Source organism: Pseudomonas sp. Root562, assembly GCF_001427125.1.
GTDB lineage: Bacteria > Pseudomonadota > Gammaproteobacteria > Pseudomonadales > Pseudomonadaceae > Aquipseudomonas.
The window spans coordinates 312,848-336,619 of the sequence record NZ_LMGK01000020.1 but is presented as its reverse complement, the minus strand read 5'-3'; the positions used below and the strand labels follow the sequence as shown (position 1 = coordinate 336,619).

General features: G+C 55.0%; 20 protein-coding genes. 12 read left to right on the top strand and 8 right to left on the bottom strand.

Translation table 11 applies throughout. From position 1 onward, the window contains the following. Positions 1–16 precede the first annotated feature (16 nt). Complete coding sequence (locus ASD60_RS15235; protein WP_056854782.1) at positions 17–757, bottom strand: ABC transporter substrate-binding protein; 741 nt, start codon at positions 755–757, stop codon at positions 17–19. 214 nt (positions 758–971) lie between these two features. Here ASD60_RS15235 and acnA point away from each other — a divergent pair, with 214 nt between their 5' ends. Next, on the top strand, positions 972–3,656 hold the full coding sequence (gene acnA / locus ASD60_RS15230; RefSeq protein WP_056854781.1) for an aconitate hydratase AcnA: 2,685 nt from the start codon (positions 972–974) through the stop codon (positions 3,654–3,656). Positions 3,657–4,352: 696 nt separating this feature from the next. Here the strand turns inward: acnA and ASD60_RS15225 are convergent. The 4 genes from ASD60_RS15225 to ASD60_RS15210 all read right to left on the bottom strand — a co-directional run bounded on the left by ASD60_RS15225 (position 4,353) and on the right by ASD60_RS15210 (position 9,028). Further along, on the bottom strand, positions 4,353–5,141 hold the full coding sequence (locus ASD60_RS15225; RefSeq protein ID WP_056854780.1) for a nucleotidyltransferase domain-containing protein: 789 nt from the start codon (positions 5,139–5,141) through the stop codon (positions 4,353–4,355). A gap of 519 nt (positions 5,142–5,660) precedes the next feature. Continuing rightward, positions 5,661–6,299 (bottom strand): 3-oxo-tetronate 4-phosphate decarboxylase, encoded by a 639-nt coding sequence (gene otnC / locus ASD60_RS15220; RefSeq protein WP_056854779.1) that lies wholly within the window; start codon positions 6,297–6,299, stop codon positions 5,661–5,663. Continuing rightward, positions 6,296–7,261 carry a GntR family transcriptional regulator gene (locus ASD60_RS15215; RefSeq protein WP_056854778.1) on the bottom strand — a complete coding sequence of 322 codons (966 nt, stop codon included), beginning with the start codon at positions 7,259–7,261 and terminating at the stop codon, positions 6,296–6,298. The genes otnC and ASD60_RS15215 overlap by 4 nt, the downstream gene beginning before the upstream one ends. Positions 7,262–7,405: 144 nt before the next feature. Further along, positions 7,406–9,028: a methyl-accepting chemotaxis protein gene (locus tag ASD60_RS15210; RefSeq protein WP_056854777.1), complete on the bottom strand. Its 1,623-nt coding sequence runs from the start codon at positions 9,026–9,028 to the stop codon at positions 7,406–7,408. Between the two features lie 315 nt (positions 9,029–9,343). Between ASD60_RS15210 and pyk the strand changes: the two genes are divergently transcribed. The 7 genes from pyk to ASD60_RS15180 all read left to right on the top strand — a co-directional run bounded on the left by pyk (position 9,344) and on the right by ASD60_RS15180 (position 17,185). Further along, positions 9,344–10,792, top strand: coding sequence for a pyruvate kinase (gene pyk, locus ASD60_RS15205; RefSeq protein ID WP_056854901.1), 1,449 nt, complete (start codon positions 9,344–9,346; stop codon positions 10,790–10,792). A gap of 14 nt (positions 10,793–10,806) precedes the next feature. Further along, a complete protein-coding gene (locus ASD60_RS29180) occupies positions 10,807–10,977 on the top strand; it encodes a hypothetical protein (RefSeq protein ID WP_162830878.1) in 171 nt (56 codons plus the stop codon). Continuing rightward, on the top strand, positions 10,970–12,271 hold the full coding sequence (eno, locus tag ASD60_RS15200; RefSeq protein WP_056854776.1) for a phosphopyruvate hydratase: 1,302 nt from the start codon (positions 10,970–10,972) through the stop codon (positions 12,269–12,271). Before ASD60_RS29180 ends, eno begins: the two co-directional genes overlap by 8 nt. Before the next feature lie 3 nt (positions 12,272–12,274). Beyond that, entirely contained in the window at positions 12,275–13,072 is a 798-nt protein-coding gene (gene tpiA / locus ASD60_RS15195; RefSeq protein WP_056854775.1) for a triose-phosphate isomerase, read from the top strand. An 80-nt stretch (positions 13,073–13,152) separates the two neighbouring features. Next, a complete protein-coding gene (locus tag ASD60_RS15190; protein ID WP_056854774.1) occupies positions 13,153–14,778 on the top strand; it encodes an NADP-dependent glyceraldehyde-3-phosphate dehydrogenase in 1,626 nt (541 codons plus the stop codon). An 8-nt stretch (positions 14,779–14,786) separates the two neighbouring features. After that, positions 14,787–16,310, top strand: coding sequence for a 2,3-bisphosphoglycerate-independent phosphoglycerate mutase (gene gpmI, locus ASD60_RS15185; RefSeq protein WP_056854773.1), 1,524 nt, complete (start codon positions 14,787–14,789; stop codon positions 16,308–16,310). Between the two features lie 158 nt (positions 16,311–16,468). Then, positions 16,469–17,185, top strand: a complete 717-nt coding sequence (locus ASD60_RS15180; protein WP_056854772.1) for a TerC family protein — start codon at positions 16,469–16,471, stop codon at positions 17,183–17,185. 81 nt (positions 17,186–17,266) lie between these two features. On the opposite strand, the gene ASD60_RS15175 is transcribed toward ASD60_RS15180, so the two are convergent. The 3 genes from ASD60_RS15175 to ASD60_RS15165 are packed head-to-tail and all read right to left on the bottom strand — an operon-like array spanning position 17,267 to position 19,251. Further along, positions 17,267–17,752, bottom strand: coding sequence for a MaoC family dehydratase (locus tag ASD60_RS15175; protein WP_056854771.1), 486 nt, complete (start codon positions 17,750–17,752; stop codon positions 17,267–17,269). 14 nt (positions 17,753–17,766) lie between these two features. Then, complete coding sequence (gene panB, locus ASD60_RS15170) at positions 17,767–18,609, bottom strand: 3-methyl-2-oxobutanoate hydroxymethyltransferase (protein ID WP_056854770.1); 843 nt, start codon at positions 18,607–18,609, stop codon at positions 17,767–17,769. 24 nt (positions 18,610–18,633) lie between these two features. After that, the gene (locus ASD60_RS15165; RefSeq protein WP_056854769.1) at positions 18,634–19,251 is read right to left on the bottom strand and encodes a LysE family translocator; all 618 of its coding nucleotides are present in this window, start codon (positions 19,249–19,251) and stop codon (positions 18,634–18,636) included. Between the two features lie 138 nt (positions 19,252–19,389). On the opposite strand from ASD60_RS15165, the gene ASD60_RS28385 reads away from it, so the two are divergent. From ASD60_RS28385 to ASD60_RS15145, 4 genes are all read left to right on the top strand, one after another. Continuing rightward, positions 19,390–19,842: an Lrp/AsnC family transcriptional regulator gene (locus ASD60_RS28385; RefSeq protein WP_007973385.1), complete on the top strand. Its 453-nt coding sequence runs from the start codon at positions 19,390–19,392 to the stop codon at positions 19,840–19,842. A gap of 140 nt (positions 19,843–19,982) precedes the next feature. Beyond that, positions 19,983–20,735: a gluconate 2-dehydrogenase subunit 3 family protein gene (locus ASD60_RS15155; RefSeq protein WP_056854767.1), complete on the top strand. Its 753-nt coding sequence runs from the start codon at positions 19,983–19,985 to the stop codon at positions 20,733–20,735. Positions 20,736–20,800: 65 nt separating this feature from the next. Then, positions 20,801–22,504, top strand: coding sequence for a GMC family oxidoreductase (locus ASD60_RS15150; RefSeq protein WP_330219573.1), 1,704 nt, complete (start codon positions 20,801–20,803; stop codon positions 22,502–22,504). Beyond that, positions 22,501–23,724 carry a c-type cytochrome gene (locus ASD60_RS15145; RefSeq protein ID WP_056854765.1) on the top strand — a complete coding sequence of 408 codons (1,224 nt, stop codon included), beginning with the start codon at positions 22,501–22,503 and terminating at the stop codon, positions 23,722–23,724. The genes ASD60_RS15150 and ASD60_RS15145 overlap by 4 nt, the downstream gene beginning before the upstream one ends. Positions 23,725–23,772: the final 48 nt, after the last annotated feature.

The following is a 23,772-nucleotide window of genomic DNA, read 5'->3' as shown; positions in this document are numbered from 1 at the left end:
CCTTATCGCAACGGCCTCAATTGACTTGAAGCGGGGCAACCGTGACGTCACTTTGGCCGCTTGCGGCAAGTGCCTTGGTAACGAAACCGTTGGCTTTCTGTTCTTCCAGGAATGCTCTGACATACGCCGCACCCGCGGCGCATCGCACGGGAACGCCCATTGCCTGGCGAATTGACGTGAAGTAACCGTCCAGGACGCGCAATTCCTTGTTGGCCTCGGCGACCTTGAGCAGCGGTTGACGCACGCCCGCCGCCGCATCCAGGTTCTCATCGAGAAACAAGTCCACCGCTCCGGCAGAGGTTGGCGCGCGAACCAGGGTTGCGTGCTGTTGAGTCCGGCTCAGGTACAGGTCATAAGCTGCACCCTTGCCCACGGCGATCCGCACGTTGGGTTGATCCAGATCTTCCATCTTGCGGAATGGGGAGCTGTCCTTGACCAGATAGGTACCTTCGATAATCACGTAAGGTTCACTGAAGGCGACTTGAGCTTCACGCACAGGTTCGATGGCCAGGAATGCAATGTTCCATTGATTTTGTGCCAAAGCCTCGAACACTTTTCCCGCAGCATCGTAGGTGATGAACTCGACAGGAACGCCCAGGTGCTTGCCCAGTTCCACCGCCAGGCTGACAGATACACCTTGAGGTTGGCCCGTTTCGGCATTGCGCTGTGCAAGCACCGGATTGCCGAAGTTGATGGCAGCTTTGAGCACGCCAGTCGGGGCAAGCTCTTCAAGGACTTTTGCGGTAGGGGCGAGCATAAATGGTCTCCATGGAAATTGTCGTCGCCCCTGAGAGTAGGGAAGTGAGCAAGACCTGACAATTTCAGACTCATCAAGGCTGCGTTCTCCGTTGGCGAACGATGACTTGCTCATTGTTCAATTTTCCCCGGCTCGGCCTTTGGTTACGCTGGGTTCAACTGAACGACCGAATAGAGTCGTTTGCGTACGCACTCAACCGGTGAACGATAAGCCCATGATTTCCACCATCGACGCACGTCATCAAAGTCATCTTCAAGTGGGCGACACCCGTTACGCCTACGTGGATCTGCGCAAGATACTCACCCCGGACGAGCTCATTGGCTTGCCCTATTCAATCCGTATTCTGCTGGAGAATGTGGCGCGGTGCTCACCAGCGTCGCTGGACAACTTCATCGCATGCATACGCCAAGGGGCGCCGGCCTGCGAAGTGCCGTTTTATCCTAACCGGCTGATGTTCCACGACACGACATGCCTGCCGGCGCTTGCTGACTTTGCCGGTATGCGCGACATGGTGGCGGAAATGGGTGGCGCACCGGAAACCATGAACCCGATGATTCCTGCGGTGCTGGTCATTGACCATTCGGTGATTGTCGAGCGCTACGCCGAAGCGGACGCGGTGGAGAAGAACCTGGACATCGACTACCGTCGCAACTCCGAACGCTACGAATTCATCAAGTGGGCGCAGAAGAGTCTGACCAATTTCAAGGTGGTCCCGCCCGGTACCGGGATCATTCACCAGGTCAACATGGAGTCGCTGGCGACCGTGGTTTGGGAAAGCCAGACCGCCGATGGCCAGCCACTGCTGCATCCTGACGATATCGTAGCAACCGACAGCCACACGCCGATGATCAACGCCATTGGCGTCCTGGGCTGGGGTGTGGGTGGGCTGGAGGGACAGGCTGCCATGCTCGGCGAGCCGGTGCCGATCAGTTTTCCTGAAGTCGTCGGCATTCGTTTGAGCAATGAATTGCGGCCCGGTGTGACGGCCACCGATCTGGCATTGCGCATCACGCAAATATTGCGTGCGAAGGGCGTGGTGGGCAAGTTCGTTGAGTTCTGCGGCCCAGGCCTGTCGAAGCTCAGTTGGGCGGCGCGAGGCACGCTCTCTAACATGGCCCCTGAGTATGGCGCCACGGTAGTGTTCTTCCCGTTCGACGACAGCACGATGGAGTACATGCACCTGACCGGTCGCAGCGAAGAAACCATTGCGCGTATTGAGACTTACCTCGAAGCACAAGGCCTGTGGCGCCACGACGCACTGCCCGAACCGCATTTCGATGACCTGATCGAGCTGGATCTCGCGGCCATCGAGCCAAGTGTTGCCGGCCCTCATCAACCGCATCAGTGGCGCAAACTGGCTGACGCCGCGCCATCCTTTCGTCAGGAAATTCTGGGTGAGCGGGAGGGCGTGATAGCGCGTTCTTCGGATGCTGAAGCGGAATACTTCGAGCCTTCGTTTGGCCAGGCCCTGACCCATGGCGCCATCTCCCTGGCGGCAATCACCAGTTGCACCAACACTGCAAACCCGAGCCAGATGATCCAGGCGGGATTGCTGGCCCGCAACGCTCAGCGTCGCGGTTTGCGCAGTAAACCCTGGGTCAAGACATCTCTGTCTCCCGGCTCACGCGTAGTCGCGGACTACCTGGAAAAGGCCGATCTGCTGAGCGACTTCTCGGCCTTGGGGTTCGATCTCGCCGGGTTTGGCTGCATGACCTGCATCGGTAACTCCGGCAGCCTCGAGGAACACATGGAGCGCTTCTCGGACCAGGGCCTCAAAACCGTGGTGGTGCTGTCGGGCAATCGCAACTTCGAGGGGCGGGTCAATCCTCGCGTCCAGGTCGGCTACCTGACTTCGCCGGCGCTGGTCGTGGCTTATGCCTTGGCAGGCACCATCAATAAGGATATCCAGACTGAGCCGTTAGGACAGGATGCGGCAGGCAACGATGTGTACCTGCATGAACTGATGCCCAGTGAAGAGCAGATTCAGGCACTGGTCAGCCAGACCGTTCGCCCGGATTTGTTCCGCCAGCGTAACGCGATGCTGTGGGATGGCACTCATCACTGGCAGGCACTGTCAGCGAGTGGCAGCGTGCAGTTTCCTTGGGCGCCGAATTCGACTTACCTGCGCCGCCCCATTTACCTGCAAAACGTCAAAGCCGAAGCTTCACCCGAGTTGTCGATTCATAGTGCAAGAACTTTGATGGTGCTGGGCGACAATGTCACCACTGACCACATTTCACCGGCCAGTGCGATTCCACTCGAAAGCCAGGCTGGACAGTGGTTGATCGAGCGCGGCGAAAACCCGAACGATCTCAATCAATACTCGACCCGCCGCAGCAACCACGAAGTGATGATGCGCGGTGCATTCGTGAATCGAGCAGTGAAGAATCGGCTATTGGAGCAACAGCCGGGAGAGGGTGGTTTTGCAACGGCTTTTGACGGTTCGATCCAGCGCGTTTACGACGCAGCTCTGAGCTACGTTGCCAAGGACGTGCCGCTGGTGATCTTCGCCGGGTTCAACTATGGAGCGGGCTCCAGTCGTGACTGGGCAGCCAAGGCGCAAGCCACCTTGGGCGTCAAGGCTGTCGTCGCGCAGAGTTTTGAGCGTATCCATCGTAGCAATCTGATCGGCATGGGCATCTTGCCCATTACGTTCGCGGCAGGCGTCGACGCGACGAACTTGCAGTTAAAAGGGGATGAGACACTGGACTTCAACGGTCTGGAGACAATGCAGGTGGGGGCAAACCCGCTCTGCCTGGTGATCAATCGCGCGGACGGAAGTCAGACCTCGCTGCCGTTGATTCTGCAGCTGGATTCACAACAGGAAATTCTCTACTTGAAGGAGGGCGGTATCCTGCCGTATGTCGTGCGCAAGGTCGTTTCGAAGGTGAGCAACTGATAGCGAGGCGGGAAGTGCATCGCAGGATGCCGCCTTCAAAGTGGCTAAAAACCAAGCGCGCAGACTGTCAGAGGGCCATGAGGACTGTAAAACCACGGCAGATATTTTCTTGCCGCCATGCATAGCCTTCGGAACAAATTTCCAGGTCGAAACTGCGAAATCTTGAGCTGCCTTCGGCCTGAAGCTTTCATCGGCTCACCATCGGTTAACTCTGCATCTGGGCTAGGTACTTTCCACTCGTCGAGACCCATGACGGGAGATTGATAAGATGGCTATATGCCGCTAAAACAAAAGAATTAGGAATAAAAAACTATAGGTGAGGAGATGGTATTGAGATTTGTTGTCGTACCAGCAACACCTAAAGAGACAGAATCTGCAAGGTGTGGTGTGCGCTTTTATTCGCGAACGGAGTCGTCTGGATTCGACATTTATGACAACAAGGAAAAGTCCCGTCTACCCCTTCATTTTCCAACGCGAGCGGAGGCAGAAGCGGCGTGTGAATTGAAGAACTCTGAGCAGCTGTTTAACTCTATGTATTGAACGCGATTAACTCCGGCGGCGGATAGTTCTGTCTTTTCCACTGGTAGCAACGGGTCAGTTTCATCTAGGTGTGATATGCAGCAAACGACCCAAAGCGGTCATCATTAATTTATGTAGGCTGACGTACCTGGCGTCTACAGAGGGGCCGGTACAACATCATCCCCAAGCGTCTTTGAGCACCGAGCGAAACAGTTCGGAAAGCAATGGTTCAACTTCTTTGCGCTCGCTACGGGTCGGTTTAATTGATTCAAGTCTAGTGAGCTCACGCTCAATGAATTGCTGGATCGGCATGATCTGAGGCGATAATCCCATCTCTGGAGATGCGCGCTTGACCGCAAGCAAATCATCAATTGCCCGCTGGAATTCAGGCTCCCTTTCGATGACACCGCGCAGCCTGTCAAATTCTATAGGCGCGGGCGTTCCAAACTGCTCTAGCCACCGGACCGATAACAACGGGCGTAGTACATAAAAGTATTTTTTCAGAGGGACATGAGGGACCTGCAAATACCCCCTATAGTTAGTTTTAGCCATGCTGCGATAGTGGTAAATGCCGCTTTCTACCGAATACACCTGCGGCAGTAACTCCTTGGCCCACATGTGAAAGGAACCAGTATGCTCATAGATGATGGGCGACTGTATCCACTCCACAAAGCCTGGATTGGACTTCCAAAATAGTCTAAGTGCCTTTCGTAGATCCCAGCCGTTGATGTCCATGTCGTCGATGATGGGATACTCGATGACGTCGCGCTGTTCCTCAAGGCCCACAGCGAGATACCACTCAGGTTTATTCACATAAATGAAGCGTGCGTCGTAGTCGCTGTTGGGAGAGGCGAATCCCCAGGCGCGACTTCCTGATTCAACTGCTAAAAGCACTTTCACATCGTGCTCGTCCTCTGCGCGGCGTAGGCGGGCTCGAACTTCTTCCTGAACAGCCATAGAAACCATGAGCGAACTCTAATTAGATGAAATTTGGCTTGCACGCTACTTGTTCAAGGGTGGACTGTCCAGTGACCGCTTTTGGCCGATTTCTGCCTATCACCAAGGACAGTAATCGACCCTTTGCAGCCGTTCGAGATGTCTACGAAACCAGAGGCGATTCATTTAGCCAATCTGTTGCATCGACCGGTTGAATCCACACTCGTTTTCCGCATTTCATGAAGCGCAGAAATCGATTGCTGCCTGGCGCATGGACTGAAAATAACTCGCAGCCGGCCGTCACTCTCCATCGGCGCACCTTACGGATCTGCCCCGAATTCGAAGAACGAGCGTAATAGCGAGGAAATTCAGTTAGATAGTGCCCGGTCAGGCTGCATGACCTAGGTTGAGGGGGAAATAGTGTCAACTATGCAAGGGGACATTCGCCTCGCTAATCACCTCTGACGCGAGATGAATGGAGATCTTGATTAACAAGGCGAGTATCAACGCATTATTCAATGGAACAACTTGTGTTGCTTCTTGGAGGCATCACCACTTGACTGAGAACACCCGGCGCAAATCCTCAATTGCCTCTTCACCTAGCGGTGCAGGCTTCGGATTGCTCATCATCCAGAGCTTCGCCGTTTCCTCAAGCTCCTCCAGGGCAAAGCTGGCTTTCGATACCGAGCTTTCCCAAACCACTGGGCCTAGCCGTTCCAGCATGACGCCACGCACATCGTTGGCCAATTGAGCAACTTGTGCCGCCACGTCAGGAGAACCGGGGCGCTGATAGGCGATCAATGGGATGTGGCCGACTTTCATGATTTGGTAAGGCGTCAGTGGAGGAAGGATGTCGTCTTTGTTCCAGACTCCGGCGAGCGTCAGAGCCACGAGCGAAGTCGAATGTGTGTGCACTACACCATTCACTTCCGGGTTGCGGTCGTATACCTGACGATGCAGCTCCAGGGTTTTCGACGGCTTGTTGCCGGATACCCAGGTGCCGTCCTTGCTGACTTTCGCGATTTCTTCCGGCTTCAATCTTCCCAGGCAGGCGTCGGTGGGGGTGATCAACCAGCCATCTTCCAGACGTGCACTGATATTGCCTGCGCTACCCACGGTATAACCGCGTTCGTACAGGCTTTTGCCGACGGTGCAGATTTCTTCGCGCAATTGTTCTTCGGTGCTCAACTTGTGCTCTCCTCGAGAAGTGATGTGAGGCCAGTGCCGATGCCTGAAAGTGAAAGGCTGGCCTCGGCGGATTCGGGTCTTAATTTCAGAATCGGCGATTTGTGAGCGAAGGATCCACTCAGGTGCTGTTTCATGAGATGCGCGGCTTCAAGGTTGTTGCCTTGCTCCACCAGTTCGATCATCCGGATGTGTTCGGCGCACTGTTTGAAAAGGCGCTTGCGGTCGATCATCGAGCGATACTCGATCAAGCGCCGCATGTTGTTCATCTGGACCAGGATCATGTGATAAAGCGGGTTGCCGGAGAGCTTGATTAGCTCTTCGTGGAAGCGGATACCATTTTTGAGCAGCACATCAGCCGGCAGGTTATCAATGCCGCCGTTGAGCATGTCCTGCTGTTCTTTTTTCAAGCGCTGGAGCTTGCTCAGGTCGTGATGGTAGGTCGGCTCCAGCAGCGCTGCCGGTTCGATCAACGAGCGCACCTTGTAGATCTGTTCGAGAGTTTCCGGTGTCTTCGCCACGTCCAGGAATCGCCAGCCATAACCCGGTTTCGGCTCGGCCCAACCGACTTTTGCCGCCCGGTTGAGAATGTCTATGACCTGGGCTTTTGTCAGGTTGTAGCGAGTGCGCAGAAACTGCTCTGTCACTTCGTTGGGGATTGCATTGTTCAGCCAGTCTTCCGAGAGTCGGTAGTATTCGTCCGGCTCTTCAAGCGGAAGTACCTCATCGTGGATTTGCGACGGATCCTGCACGAGCTCCAACACAAAGAACCCACGATTTGGCAGTTGTTCGAGAATATTTTGCTCCGATAGCAATACCAGTGCTTCACGTGCAGGAGAGCGGGAGACGTTGAATTCGTCGGCGACTTTTTGTGCGCTCAGGTGAGCTCCCAGGGCTAGCTTGCCTGTCTGGATTTTCTGCCGGATTTCAGCAGCGATGCGTAGTACGAGGGCGCTTGAGGCCATATTTTGATCACTTACAAATAGGGTGGCGACGATCACTGTCCGCGGTAGTGGAGAGTGATAGCGAATGAAGCATGGCTTGATTCGAACAGGTTTCGTCGCCGATGACTACTTTTTAACGTGGCATTATGCAAAAAATTGCACTGATTAAATCTTGAAGTGACCCACCATGCTGTTGAGTTCGACAGCCAAATGGCCGAGGGATATCGAAGCGTCAGTGGTTTGTTGTGAGCCCGTAGCCGACTGAACGGATAGATCACGGATATTGAGCAAGTTGCGGTCAACGGAACGTGCAACGTGCGCTTGTTCTTCCGTGGCTGTCGTGATCATTAGATTGCGTTGATTGATGTCGTCGTTGGCGGCGACAATTTCTGCCAGCGCGCTTTGAGTGGATTGGGCCAAAGACAACGTGAGACGGGTGTTCTCACTGCTGCTGAGCATGGTTGAAACGGCAGTATCCGTTCCGCTTTGGATGCCACTTATCATCTCTTCGATTTCCCGCGTCGACTGTGCAGTGCGGTGGGCGAGGGCGCGCACCTCATCTGCAACGACGGCAAAACCTCTACCCGCATCGCCTGCTCGAGCCGCTTCAATAGCGGCGTTGAGTGCCAACAGGTTGGTTTGTTCGGCAATCGTGCGAATAACGTCCAGTACCTTGCCAATACGCTGCGACTGTTCGGCCAGGCTTTCAATCTGCTCCGAACTGAGTTGCACATCTCGGGTGAGCGTCTCTATGGCGTCCAATGTTTCGACCATGCGTTGTTGCCCTTTCAGGGCAATGTCCCGTGACGCCACGGACAGCTCGGACGTGGATAGCGCATTGCGGGCGACTTCTTCAATGGCTGCGGTCATTTCGGTCACCGCGGTGGCTGCCTGCTCAATCTCGGCGTGTTGCTGTTGAATATCCTGACTGGAGGCTTCCGTGACCGTGTTTAGTTGGGCAGTGGCGCTGGTCAATTGACGGGACGAGCCTGAAATCTTTCCCAAGGTTTTTATCAGATTGCTTTGCATGGTCGCCAAGGACTCGAGCAGGCGAGTAGCTTCATCGTTGCCCGTTGGTTGAATGGGCTGGCTCAGATCACCTTCAGCAATTGTTTTCGCGGCTTTAACGGCCACATTCAAGGGAGCAGTGATGCTGCGAGTCAGTAGCCATGCCACCAGAACTGTCCCGATACCAACCAGGATGATGACCAGTGCCACGCCTTGGACGGCGCGTTGATAGGCATCGATCGACTCGTTACCAGCCAGCTCTGCGCCTTGGTTTGAACGGTCGATGAGGTCTTCGAAGTTTTGCGTCATCTGATCGTAGGAATCCCTGATCGTCATCAAAAATTCCCTGGCGCCCGTTTTGTCTCCCTTGCGAGAAAGCTTTAGCAATTCGAGGTGATTTTTTGCATACACGTCAAGGCTGGCATTGAACGCGCTCAACCGTCCCTTATCGTCCTCGTTCGTGAGCAACTGGGCGTAGTTCTGCATTTGCTCGCGAACCTGACGCAACCGCCCGGCGGTTTTGTCCTCGTAAGACTGCATGTCTTTCTCGCTGACCGAAAGAATGTGCTGCATCGATCCCATCCGATAGCGGTTCAGTGCAGCATTCGCCGCCCCTAGAGCACGTACCCGTTGAAGCCAATTGTCTTTTATCTGGGTCGATTGGACCTGCACTTCATCGATCTGACGTAGGGCGAAAACCCCTAGCGCAATGCTCAGTGCGGCAATGATGACGAACCCGAGAACCATTCGACTGGCGATGGAGAGGCGTCTTGGCAGCATGATCAATATCCCTTCGGCAGAGTAGTGCGATCCGGGTCGTGGCCGGATGCGTGTATTTGTGCTGACTAAAATAGCATTGCATTTTGGTGTGTCAATGTGCCAAGATTTTTTAAGCGTTTTTCGATGGCGTTTACCTGGGTGCTGGGCGTTTAGCATGAAAATACTAAGGTAAAAAGCCATTTGTCGGTCCCTGGCAGTTTTAGCAGTCAATTGGATTGCTTTGCGCTGATTGATTATTTGCACGCAAATAATCACAAGCGCCTCCAGATTTCCTTTGCGTTCAATAATAAAACCCTGTTTGAGGAAGCATCTGTCATGCAGCGCAGAACCAAGATCGTGGCCACGTTGGGGCCAGCAACAGAATCATTCGAAGCCCTCGAGGGATTGGTGAAAGCGGGCGTTGATGTCGTGCGCCTGAACTTTTCCCATGGGAAGGCTGAAGATCACATTGCTCGTGCCCGGCTGGTGCGTGAGCTGGCTGCCAAACATGGTCGTTTCGTGGCAGTACTGGCCGATCTGCAAGGTCCTAAAATTCGCATCGCACGGTTTGCGCAAGGAAAAGTTGTTCTGGAGAAGGGGCAGCAATTCATTCTCGACGCTGCGCTGGACAAAAATGCCGGGGACAATCAGCGGGTCGGAATCGACTACGAGGCCTTGATCACAGACAGCCGCCCAGACGACATTCTGTTACTCGATGACGGACGAATCGAGTTGAAGGTTCTGAAAGTCGAAGCGACGCAATTGATCTGCGAAGTCCTGATAAGCGGACCGCTGTCCAACAACAAGGGGATCAATCGCAAAGGCGGTGGACTGTCGGCATCGGCGCTGACCGAAAAAGATTTCGCCGATATCAAGACGGCTGCACACATGCAGGTGGATTACCTGGCTGTCTCGTTTCCACGCGACGCCTCGGATATGCACCTGGCTCGTCGCCTGATGCAGGAGGCAGGAGGGCAGGCCGGCCTGATTGCCAAGATTGAACGCGCAGAAACCGTCAATGACTTGCGAATTCTCGATGAGATCATCGAAGCATCTGAAGGCGTAATGGTGGCCCGGGGTGACCTGGGGGTGGAAATTGGTGACGCGGAACTCGTCGCCGTTCAAAAGCTGATTATCGAACGTGCCCGCACGCTTAATCGTGTGGTGATCACCGCCACTCAGATGATGGAGTCGATGATCACGCAATCTATGCCGACTCGTGCAGAAGTGTTCGACGTTGCCAACGCAGTGCTTGATGGCACCGACGCCGTGATGCTCTCCGCCGAAACCGCGGCGGGTGCCTATCCCATCGAAACGATCGAGGCCATGCACCGGATCATCATCGGCGCAGAAAAGCATCCTCAGTCCCATCGTTCCAAACATCGCGTCGACCAGGTGTTCCACAAGATCGACGAGTCCATCGCGATGTCCGCCATGTACGCGGCCAACCATCTGCACGGTGTCAAAGCCATCATCTGCATGACGGAAAGCGGTGATACACCTCGCTTGATGTCGCGCATTCGCTCGCACCTTCCGATCTTTGCGTTTTCTCGCAATCTGGCCACCCAAAATCGGGTCACGTTGTTTCGTGGTGTCACGACCATCCCGTTCGACAGCGATGATTTCGCCCCTGAATTGGTCAACGAGAAAGCTGTGGATGAGTTGACCCGCCGTGGTGTGGTGAAGGCAGGCGATCACGTTCTGATTACCAAAGGCGACTACGCCAACGCCCAAGGCGGGACCAATTCCCTTCGTGTTGTGCGCGTAGGCGAAGCGATCCGCTGATTGAGGATGCTCTGATGAGTGAGACGAATTCTACTGATCACAAAGTCGTTGAAGAACACGACTTTGCATCATGGCCACGGGATTTCGATTTTCGGGCGCAGTATGCCGAGCAGCAGGAATTGCTCGGTACGCAAGGCCAAGAGGCAACGGCAGTGAATCATACGAAGGGGACAAATCATGCTTAACAAGAACAGCCGTATCCAACAAATCACTGCCCGTGAAATTCTGGACTCGCGAGGAAACCCGACTGTCGAAGCGGTTGTGACGCTCAATTGTGGCGTCAGTGCCACCGCCAGTGTCCCGTCGGGTGCGTCTACCGGTTCACGTGAAGCACTCGAACTGCGCGACAACGCTTCGCGTTACATGGGCAAAGGCGTGATGCGTGCGGTCGAGAACGTGAACAACCCCATCCGTGAATGCTTGATCGGACTGGACGCGTTGAATCAGCGCGAAATCGACAACGCGATGATTGCCCTTGATGGTACCGAGAGCAAGAGCATCCTGGGTGCCAACGCGATCCTCGCTGTCTCCCTGGCTACCGCCAAGGCGGCAGCCGAGGTTCAGCGTATTCCATTGTACGAACACTTGGCGGCGCTTTACGGATCGCCAGGCAAGTTCAGCATGCCGGTTCCGATGATGAACATCATCAACGGCGGCGAGCACGCTGATAACAACATCGATATCCAGGAATTCATGATCCAGCCGGTCGGCGCCTCGTCGTTCCGTGAAGGCCTGCGCATGGGCGCCGAGGTGTTCCATTCCTTGAAGAAGGTTTTGTCCGAGCGTGGCCTGAGTACCGCGGTAGGGGATGAAGGCGGGTTTGCTCCCTCACTTGCTTCCAATGAAGAAGCGCTGATTGTTATCAAGGAAGCGGTAAGTCGAGCGGGTTACGAGCTGGGCAAGGAAATTACTCTGGCGCTTGATTGCGCCGCCTCCGAGTTTTACGAAGACGGTCAATACGTACTGTCCGGGGAAGACCAGACATTCAGTTCGCAAGGCTTTGCCGATTACCTGGCGATGCTTTGCGACAAGTACCCGATCATCTCCATAGAAGACGGGATGGATGAAAGCGACTGGGATGGCTGGGCGGGTTTGACTCAAAAACTCGGCCACGTGCAACTGGTGGGTGACGACTTGTTTGTAACCAACACCAAAATTCTGCGTGAGGGCATTCAGAAAGGGATTGGTAATTCGATTCTGATCAAGTTCAACCAGATCGGCACTCTCAGTGAAACGCTGGACGCCATTCGTATGGCGCAAGACGCAGGCTACACCGCGGTCATTTCTCACCGTTCGGGAGAAACCGAGGACACCACCATTGCTGACCTTGCCGTCGCAACCTGTGCCGGACAGATCAAGACCGGCTCACTGAGTCGTTCGGATCGGGTGGGCAAATACAACCGTTTGCTGCGTATTGAAGAGGCGTTGCAAGGGCGTGCGCCCTATGACGCTGCCGCACTTTTGAACAGGAAAGCCTGAATCATGCAGACCTCTTCTCACAAAAAGAAACTGGTTATCGGCAATTGGAAAATGAACGGCAGCAGCGCGGCCAATGCTTCGTTGCTGCGCAGCCTGCTTCCGGTGGTTTCACGCTTTGAAAGTGTTGAGACGGCAATTTGCCCACCGTTTCCCTACCTGACGACCGTAGCTGATCTGCTGGACGATTCTGATGTTTCGCTGGGAGCCCAAAATCTCAGCGCTCATTTGTCAGGTGCACATACCGGAGAAGTCAGTGCTTCCATGCTCCGGGATATCGGCTGCCGCTACGTACTCGTCGGGCATTCGGAGCGCCGTGCGCTTTATGCAGAAGACGATGAACTTGTGGCAAAGAAGTTCGCTACCGCGCTTCGCGCCGGACTTATCCCGGTGTTGTGTGTGGGTGAAACACTTGCTCAGCGACAGGGCGGTGAAACTGAGGCAATCGTCACCCAACAATTGAGTGCAGTTCTGAAGGCAGTGGGCATTCAGGACCTGGTCAAGGGGGTGATTGCCTATGAGCCCGTATGGGCCATTGGTACTGGCGAAACCGCGACGCCAGAGCAGGCGCAAGCTGTTCATCGGCACATCCGCAAGTGGCTGGCGGAGCATGATCGCGCGGCCGCCGTCGATTGCCGGATTCTGTACGGCGGGAGTGTGAAGGCCGATAACGCCAAGCAACTGTTTGATCAAGTGGACATCGATGGTGGCCTGATCGGAGGAGCTTCGCTGGATGCGATGTCCTTTGCTGCCATCTGCTGGGCGGCGCAAACGGCGCCGGCTGCCGAACTCGTTGTGATCTGAATTCTATTTGAACGTGCAAAGCACAGCGTGCCCGGTTCTTTCTCTCCCGGCACTGAACAGTGTGCACAGAGGTATGAAAAATGACGTTGAACAACCAACTTGAAACTCTCTTCCCGAGCGCAGACGAAATCCCTGCTGCGTTTCGTCCAGGACCTTCCATTGAACAGCGCGAATATCTGGTCAATGGCGAGCTGCGGTTGTGGGACGGCGCGCTCGCTCCCGTCCGCAGTCCTGTATGCCTGAAAAAAGAATCGGGTCACGAGTCCGTGATTTTGGGCAGTACCCCACTTCTGGACGCGCAAACGGCCATGACCGCACTGGATGCAGCGGTACAAGCCTATGACCGTGGCCAGGGCATCTGGCCAACCCTGCGCGTTGTCGAGCGTATTCGACACGTGGAGTCCTTCCTCAGCCGCATGCGTGAACAACGCGAAGCAGTTGTGAAGTTGTTGATGTGGGAAATCGGCAAGAATCTCAAAGACTCGGAGAAAGAGTTCGACCGCACCTGCGATTACATCGTCGATACCATCAACGCCCTCAAGGAACTGGATCGTCGTTCCAGCCGTTTCGAGCTTGAACAAGACACGCTGGGACAGATTCGTCGCGTTCCTTTGGGCGTGACGCTGTGCATGGGACCTTACAACTACCCGTTGAACGAGACGTTCACGACCCTGATTCCAGCGTTGATCATGGGCAACACCGTTGTGTTCAAACCCGCAAAATTCGGAGTGTTGCTGATTCGACCTTTGCTTGAGGCATTCCGTGACAGCTTCCCGGCCGGAGTTATCAACATCATTTACGGCAGCGGCCGGGAAACCGTCAGCGCTTTAATGGCCAGCGGCAAGATCGATGTTTTTGCGTTCATCGGGACCAACAAGGCTGCCAGCGACCTGAAAAAGCTGCACCCTAAGCCACACCGTCTGCGTGCCGCGCTGGGTCTGGACGCGAAAAATCCTGGCATCATCCTGCCCGATGTCGATTTGGATAACGCCGTTTCCGAGGCTGTTACCGGCTCGTTGTCGTTTAACGGGCAACGCTGTACTGCGCTGAAAATCCTGTTCGTTCATGAGAACGTCGTTGACGCTTTCCTCGACAAGTTCCAGGCGAAGCTGGCCCAGCTGAAACCGGGTATGCCGTGGGAGCCGGGTGTCGCTTTAACGCCTCTACCAGAACCGGGCAAAACTGATTTTCTGACCGGACTTGTGGCCGATGCTGTCAGCAAAGGTGCCAAAGTCGTCAACGCCGGCGGGGGAGAAGTCTGTGAGACGTTTTTCTACCCTGCGGTGCTGTACCCGGTGACTTCCGACATGCGTGTGTACCACGAAGAACAGTTCGGTCCGGTCGTACCGGTAGTGGTTTACCGTGATCTGGAAACAGTCATCGAATACGTCCTCGATTCCGATTTCGGCCAGCAGCTCAGTATCTTCGGCAAGGATTCCGCGCAAGTGGGTCGATTGGTCGATGCCTTCGCCAATCAGGTGGGGCGTATCAACATCAACGCGCAATGTCAGCGTGGCCCAGACAGCTTTCCATTCAACGGTCGCAAAAACTCTGCCGAAGGAACACTGTCCGTTCATGACGCCTTGCGCGTGTTCTCCATCCGCACGCTCGTCGCCACCAAGTTCCAGGAAAGTAACAAGGAACTGGTCAGCGACATCATTCGCAATCGCGAGTCGAGCTTCTTGACCACTGACTACATCTTCTAGGGGGCACGATGACTACGCGCTCTTTGATTATTCTTGATGGTGTCGGTATTCGGCAGGCTACTGAATCGAATGCTTTCGCCGCAGCGAGTAAGCCGACGTTTGATGCGCTGCTCAAGCGTTTCGCCCACAGCGAGATCGCGACGTCAGGTCTTGCTGTTGGACTGCCAGAAGGTCAGATGGGGAACTCCGAGGTTGGCCACATGAACCTCGGCGCGGGGAGGGTGGTTTACCAGAGCCTGACCCGAATTGATAAAGCACTCGCGGATGGAGAGTTCTCACACAACCCGGCACTACAGTTGTTGCTCCAAGGGGTAAAGAGTCGCGATGGTGCCGTGCACGTGATGGGCCTCCTTTCTCCGGGTGGCGTGCATAGTCATATCGATCAGATTATCGCGGCTTGTGGTTGCCTGGTTGAGCAGGGGGTCGAGAAAGTTTATGTGCATGGCTTTCTCGATGGCCGAGACACGCCGCCCAAGAGCGCTTTAGCCTCGCTTGAGGCTTTGGAAAGCGCGTTTGCGAAACTGGGCGCCGGGCGCCTTGTTTCGCTGGTCGGTCGCTATTATGCAATGGATCGCGACAATCGCTGGGGGCGCGTGGAGTCGGCCTACCGATTGATCGTCGGCGGCGAAGCCGAACATCAGGCTGAAACGGCGTCCGTAGCTTTGTCTGCCGCTTACGAACGTGGGGAGTCGGACGAATTCGTCCAGCCAACCACGATTGGACAGGCCGTCAGTGTCGGTGCGGATGACGCCATGATCTTCATGAACTTTCGCCCCGATCGGGCGCGAGAGTTGACCCAGGCGTTGATCCAACCGGATTTCACGGCGTTCGAGCGGCCGTTAGTGGTGGACAAGGATCGCTTGCTGACATTGACGCAGTATTCCGAAGAGCTGAATTGCCTGTGTGCATTCCCTCCCGAAGCTATTCACAACAGCTTGGGGGAACATTTGGCCAGACTTGGGAAAACGCAATTGCGCATTGCCGAAACCGAGAAGTACGCCCACGTGACGTTCTTTTTCAACGGCGGTAGAGAGCAGCCTTTTGAGGGTGAGGAGCGAATCCTGATTCCGTCACCTGACGTTGCTTCCTACGATCTGCAGCCTGAGATGAGCGCCCCACTGTTGACTGACAAACTGGTCAACGCTATCGCCGGCGGCACATTCGATCTGATCGTTTGCAACTATGCCAACGGCGATATGGTGGGGCATACGGGTTCATTCGATGCTGCCGTCAAGGCGGTCGAGGTGCTCGATGAATGCCTGCGTCGCGTGGTTGAAGCAACCCTCGCAGCTGGTGGTGAATGTTTGATTACCGCCGACCACGGCAACGTTGAGCAAATGCTCGATGCGACGTCTGGCCAGGCCCACACGGCGCATACCTTGAATCCGGTACCGCTGATTCTGGTCAGTGAGCAACCAGGGCGACACGGGCTGAAGAATGGCCGATTGTGCGATATCGCTCCAACCCTGTTGCAGATGCTGAGTTTGCCGATTCCGTCTGAGATGGATGGCAACTCGCTTCTCACCGTCTGATTGGCTGACAGGTGCCATCAGTGCATCGCCGCACCGACGATTGGTTTGGTCGCCCCCGTCGAGGCGATGTGGCTTACCACGACTCGCTCATTTGAGCATGCGGGCATCACCGATTTTGGTGATGCCTTTTTTTCTGGGCAATCGAGAGTTTTGACGTTATGGAATGGTTTCTCAATCCGGAAATCTGGATCGCGTTTTTTACCCTGACAGTGTTGGAAATCGTTTTGGGTATCGACAACATCATCATGATTTCGATTTTGGTCAGCCGCATGCCCAAAGCCATGCAGCCCAAAACCCGCTTCTTCGGTTTGGCACTGGCCATGGTCACGCGCATTCTTCTGCTGCTGTCCATCACGTGGATCATGCAACTGACTACCGATCTGTTTAATGTCTTCGATCAAGGGATTTCGGGGCGTGACCTGATTCTGTTCTTCGGCGGATTGTTCTTGCTGTGGAAAAGCAGCAGCGAAATCTTCCAGGAACTGGAAGGTGGCGAGGAGGGGGAGTCTGAGTTTGGTAAAAAGGGGGCGGGCTTTCTGAGCACCATCATTCAGATTGCGATCATCGATATCGTCTTCTCGCTGGACTCGGTTATCACAGCTGTCGGAATGGTTTCGCATGTACCGGTGATGGTTGCCGCTATCGTCGTCGCCGTGTTGATCATGATGCTTGCTGCCGGGGCGATCAGTGCGTTCATCGACAAGCATCCGAGCCTGAAAATGCTGGCCTTGGCGTTCCTGATTGTTGTGGGCGTCGTGCTTATTGCCGATGCGATGGGGATGCACGTACCGAAGGGTTACGTCTATTTTGCAATGGCGTTCTCACTTGCGGTCGAGGCATTGAACATTCGCTTCAGGACGCTTAAGGCTGCGTGAGTCCGTCGCAGACGGGGCAAGGACGCCCCGCTACGGCAATTTTTTTCAGATACAGACAGGACAGTCGCCAACGCGTGGCCATCACCTCGACGAAGAGGCAGCACCGTTGGTGGGGTCGCCTTCAGAAAGCATCTGTTTCATGCGTTCTCGTTCATCGACGCCGTGCAGTACCCCCGTGGTCGTGGCCTCCAGCACGATGACACCTTGTGCATTGGAAACACTGACTTCAGCTTTTGCGTGACCGCGTTCATCGATGTTCACAATAAGCCAGTGACAGATGATCTGTTCTCCTGGGTAAACCGGTCGTTTGAACTCAAAACTCATTCCTTTGGCCAGCCAACCAATTTGTCCGCCGATTTCGGTAATGAGGCTGGCTGTCAGTAGGCCATGGGCTACAGGTGTCTTGAATCCGCGAATCGATGCGTAACGCGCGTCGCAGTGAACAGGGTTGTAATCCCGAGAGATCTGCGCGAATCGGCGGATATCCTCATCGGAAAAACAACGATCGATGGTGAAGCGGTCTCCGACCTGAAGACCTTCGGCAGCGCGTTCTCTGAGGCTTTTCATAGCAGATCCTTGGGCTAGAAAGTGTGCTCGGGTCCGGGAAAAGTTCCAGCACCTACATCCATTGCAAAATCCTTCGCCGAGTTGTGAAGAGCCGAGCGAAGATCGGCGTATTGCTTGACGAAACGCGGCATGCGACCGGTGCGCAGTCCGGCCATATCCTGCCAGACGAGGACTTGGGCATCGCATTGATTTCCCGCGCCGATACCAACAGTTGGAATTGAAACCGCTTCGGTAATCGCTCGACCCACATCGCCTGGCACCATCTCGATCAAAATCGCGAACGCGCCTGCGGCTTCAAAAGCTTTGGCACTGTCGAGCAAACGCTGTGCATCTTCGCCCCGGCCCTGGACACGAAAGCCGCCCAATTGATGTTCGAACTGTGGTGTGAAACCGATGTGGGCCATGACCGGTATGCCTGAACTCGTCAGCTTCTCGACTTGAGGCAGCATCTCGATGCCACCTTCCAGTTTGACCGCGTGGGCACCGGCTTCTTTCATGAAGCGCACGGCGGTATGGAAACATTGCTCGGCCGAGGCCTGATAAGAACCGAAAGGCAGATCGGCAATCACCAGGGCTCGCTGAGTGGAGCGACTGACCGCCCGAACCAGCGGAATCAGTTCATCAACGGTTACCGATAGCGTGGACTCATTGCCGTAGACGTTGTTGGAGGCAGAGTCGCCCACCAGAAGAACCGGTATACCCGCGTCGTCGAAAATGGCAGCGCTATACATATCGTATGCAGTGAGCATCGCCCATTTCCGGCCTTCCACTTTCATTTGTTTCAGATGCGGTATGCGCACCCGGGTCGCCGCCTGCGCGTGAGTTGCGTTGCCGTAAGGTGCGGGCTGATCGCTCATGAACACTGCCTCGATAAAAAAGGATTAATCCAGTATCTGCTCGGCGAGCAGAATGACTGCGATGATGATCATTGCCGCGCCAGAGAACCGGCTGACGAACCGAGCCGCCGTGGGTCGTGCATGCAGAACGGCCTGAGAACCGAAGCCGACCAAAAGATAGATCACCCCGCAACTGATCGTGTGGACCAAACCAAGTGCAATCATCTGTAGCGGCACGGGCCAAGGGGCGGAGGCGTGGGCAAATTGCGGTAGTAACGCCAGGAACAACAGAAACACTTTCGGGTTGAGCCCGCTCACGCACAGGCCCTTGATCGCCCAGCGTGTCCAGGAGTTCGAAACCTGAACATCATCGGCATGGGGTGTCGAAGGGCGGGCAAGCATGTTGATTCCCAGCCAAAGCAGATAGGCCGCTCCGGCAATCGTTAGCACCGTCAAGGCCAAAGGGTGGTTGGCTACAAGCGTGCCGACGCCTGCGGCAACCACCATGGTTGCAATCAGGTGGCCGGACAGAAGTCCGCCCACGGCAGGTATGACGACCCTCCCTTTCAAACCTGCGGATATGGCGTAGGCCCAGTCTGCGCCCGGGGTTATGACGAATAGAATCGACACCGCCCAGAAGGCGATAAACACACTGAGATTCATGGCGCCACCCACGTGTCTTGCTGATAACTCATCGTCCTGCTCCGGAAGAATTGGATGCGAGGAAGAATAGTGAAATGTTGTTAGAATTTACTTTCAAAGATGTTCGGTATATCGCGTGAATGAGGGAGATTCTTCCAAATGGACCGAATTGATCGAAAGATTCTTTCTGAATTGCAAAAGGACGGCCGTCTTTCAGTGACTGAACTCGCCGAGCGTGTCGGATTGAGCCTTTCACCTTGCCATCGTCGAGTTCGAGCGCTGGAGGAGTCGGGAGTACTGCTCGGTTACAGAGCGCAACTGGATCCTGGCGCCTTGGGCCTCAACTTTTCCGCCATGGTGTTTGCTACCCTTCGCGAAGGTGACAGACAGGCAGTTGAGGCTTTCGAAACAGCGCTCCTCGGAATTCCCCAGATAGTCGATGCTCAACGGCTGTTTGGTGAACCGGATTACCTGCTTCACGTCATTACCCAAGATTTGCCAGCCTTTCAGCGGCTCTACGATGAGAGTCTTTCGACGTTGCCGAATGTGCAGAGGCTGACGTCGACGCTCGTTATGAAGCGGGTCGTGCAGGATCGACCTCTGCCTCTGTAAAACCAAAATCACCAGATCCTCGCAGGTAAGCACCATAAAAAATCAATCGTATGAATGAATTTTAATGTTACAAAATTGTACGTCGTTGCATTGAAGTGCAATATTATGGCGCCTCATGTTTTCAAGTTTGTGAGGTACCTATGTCTGACGATCGCTTTCAGATCAGCCGCAGGCAGCTGTTAGGCGCCGGTGCGCTGATCGCGGTCAGTTCCTCGTTTGCCAGTGCGGCAACGATCCTTGGTGGGCGTCCACTGCCTTGGGCTCCCGATGCGGCGGCCCCTCCTAAAAATATCGATCCTCAAAACTGGACGTTTTTTTCCGAGAACGAACGGGTTCAAGTCGAAGCACTTGTCGAGACTTTGATCCCGGCCGATCACTTGAGTCCAAGCGGAAAAGATGCCGGCTGCGCGGTTTACATCGACAGGCAAATGTCCGGCCCCCAAGGGCAGGGGGCACGCCTCTATCTGCAAGGACCGTTTGCAAAAGGATTGCCGACGCAAGGTACTCAGTCAGACAAGACACCGGCTGAACAAATGCGCATCGGGTTGGCTGCGCTGGAATGGCACTGTGCATCAGCGTTTGGCGGGAGACGTTTTGCCGAACTTTCAATCGATGAACGTGAGTCGGTTCTGCACGGGCTGGAGGATGGGCACATCGAATTGCCGAATGAAGTCGATGGAAAGGCTTTTTTTGAGGTGCTGCTTTCCAGAACGATGGAAGGCTTTTTTGCTGACCCGATCTACGGCGGAAACCGTGACATGGTGAGCTGGACGATGCTCGGCTATCCCGGCGCGCGTTATGACTATCTGGATTGGATCGATCGCCACAACGAAACCTATCCCCATCCGCCTGTAAGCATCTCCGGTCGTCCTGACTGGAAGGTTAAAGCCTGATCATGATCAAGAAACTACCAAAAAAAGACGTCGCTATCGTTGGGCTGGGCTGGTGCGGCTCCATCATGGCGATCGAAATGGCGGAAGCGGGACTGGACGTCATTGCGTTTGAACGTGGACCTTGGCGAGACACCGCGACCGACTTCAATGTGGGGTATGTTCAGGACGAACTGCGTTATGTGATTCAGCAGGAGTTGATGATTACGGCGGCCGAAGACACCTATACGTTTCGAAATGCAGCGCATCAGACGGCGCTGCCAATTCGTGAGTACGGTTCGTTTTTGCTCGGAACCGGTGTCGGAGGATCGGGCGCACATTGGAGTGGTTTGACCTGGCGCTATAACCCCACGGACTTTCAATTGCGCAGCCATCTGACGGAACGTTATGGCGCTCGTGCGATACCTAAAGACCTGCTCATCCGTGATTGGGGCGTGACGTACAACGAACTTGAGCCTTACTACGATAAGTTCGAAAAAATGGCAGGCATTGGCGGCAAAGCCGGCATGTTGAATGGCGCGTACCAGGAAGGTGGCAATCCTTTTGAAGGCAACCGCTCCAGTGAGTTTCCACTGCCACCGATGCCAATGACGTACGCGCCGACTTTGTTTGCAGAAGCAGCAAAAAACCTGGGCATGCGCCCATTTCCGACGCCAAGCGGCAACGCATCTGCGGTTTACACCAACCCTTATGGCGTAACCATGGGCCCCTGCACTTATTGCGGTTACTGTTCGCGCTGCGGTTGTGCGAATTACTCCAAGGCGACACCGCAAACCAACATCATCCCGGCATTGATGCGTAAACCCAATTTTACCGCTCAAGTGCAGTCCGAGGTCTTGCGGGTCCAGATGGATGCGTCAGGCACTCGCGCTACTGGCGTGATCTACGTCGACTCCACAGGGCAGCAGTACGAGCAGCCGGCCGATCTGGTTATCTTGACCGCCTTCTCGGTGCCTAATGTACGTTTGCTGTTCGCTTCCGGGATTGGCCAAGCCTACGACCCGGTTACCGAGAAAGGCCTGATCGGAAAGCACTATGCGTATCAGACCAACTCCAGCGTTCAGTTGTTTTTCGATAACAAAAACTTCAACCCCTTCATTGCAGGCGGCGGTGTAGGCCAGGCGTGCGACGAATTCAACGGCGACAACTTTGACCACTCAGGCCTCGGCTTCTTTGGCGGCGCGTGCATCATGTCGAACGTCACCAGTGGCTGGCCAATCAGCAATCGCATGACGCCTCCGGGCACGCCTCGTTGGGGCAAAAAGTGGAAGCAGGCGACTAAGGACAACTACCTCAGTACGACAGTTGTTCGCACCCAAGGCAGTTCGTATCCCACGCGTGCCAACTACCTGGGGGTTGATCCGACCTACAAGGATCGGCATGGCCGCAACATGATGCAGCTGACGTTCGACTTCCCGGAGAACGACTTGAAAATGTCAGCCTTCGTGACCGACAAGGCTGCTGAAGTGGCACGCGCCATGGGCCCGAAACAGATCGTCGCCAAGGCGCCGAAGGGACCATACAACATTGTGCCTTTCCAGAGCACACACAACACGGGCGGCGCAATCATGGGTAATAACCCGCGCGACAGTGTGGTGAACAAATACCTCCAATGCTGGGACGTACCTAACCTGTTTGTTATCGGTGGTTCAGCGTTTCCGCAGAATGCCGGCTACAACCCGACCGCCACGGTGGGGGCTTTGGCTTACTGGGCGGCGAATGCCATTCGCACCCAGTATCTGAAAAACCCTGGCCCACTGGTGCAAGCATGAATAAAGCAGCAGTAACGGCAATCTTTGGGGTGTTGATGCTTTCCCCGCTGGCAGAGGCAGCAAATGCATTCTTTCCAGATATCGAAAAAGGGCGCTATCTGACTACCGTCGGTGACTGTGCTGCATGCCATACGGTGGAGAATGGCCCGGCTATGGCGGGGGGACGAGCTATTGAGACGCCATTCGGCAAGTTGGTCGCACCTAACCTGACGCCTGATCGGGAGACCGGCATTGGTGGCTGGACTGATGATCAATTTGTAAGCGCGCTTCAGCAAGGTGTAGGTCATGAAGGCGAGTACCTATACGGCGCGTTTCCATATACGGCCTACACCAAAGTAAAGCGTGAAGATCTGTTGGCGATCCGGGCGTATCTGGCTACATTGCCGCCTGTTCACAATAAGGTCGTCGCCAATCAGTTACCGTTCCCGTTCAATATCAGAATGAGCCTGATAGGCTGGAACATGATGTTCTTCAAGCCGGGAGAGTTTCAACCTGATCCGGCCAAGTCCGAGAAGTGGAACCGTGGCGCTTATCTTGCCGAAGGCCTGGCGCATTGCGGTACTTGCCACAACTCCAAGAATTTTCTCGGAGGCGACACGTCGGATGGACACTTGAAAGGCTATACGCTGCAGGGCTGGGTAGCGCCTACGATCACGGGCGATGACTATCGTGGTATCGGTTTGTGGAGCGAAGAAGAGATCGTCGAATACTTGAAGACCGGCCGTAACCGTTATGCGGCAGCGTCCGGGCCGATGGCGGAAGTGGTCACCAACTCCACGCAGTTTATGGACGACACAGACCTGCTGGCGATCGCGAATTACCTTAAAGATCAAAAAGCAGATCTGCAACAACCGCCAAAACTGGACGCCAAAGACCCACGCATGGTCGCTGGCAAGGCGCTTTACGCCGATAACTGTTCGGCGTGTCACATGAGTAATGGTGAGGGTGTCGCAAAACTTTTCCCATCGCTCAAGAACTCGGGATCGGTATTGGCTGAAGATCCGACCACTGTGATTCGCGTGATCTTGCAGGGGGCTCAGGCTGTTGCCACTGATGCAGCTCCGACAGGTCCGTCCATGCCGTCCTTCGGCTGGCGGCTGGATAACACCCAGGTCGCGGCATTGGCATCTTATCTGAGAAACAGTTGGGGTAATGCTGCAGGGGAGGTTTCTGCGGGGACTGTCAAAGCTCAACGGGCTGATTTGGCTTCGCAACCCTAGCGCAGCAATCGATCAAGGCTGAGCGGAAATGTGCCGCGCTCAGCCTTG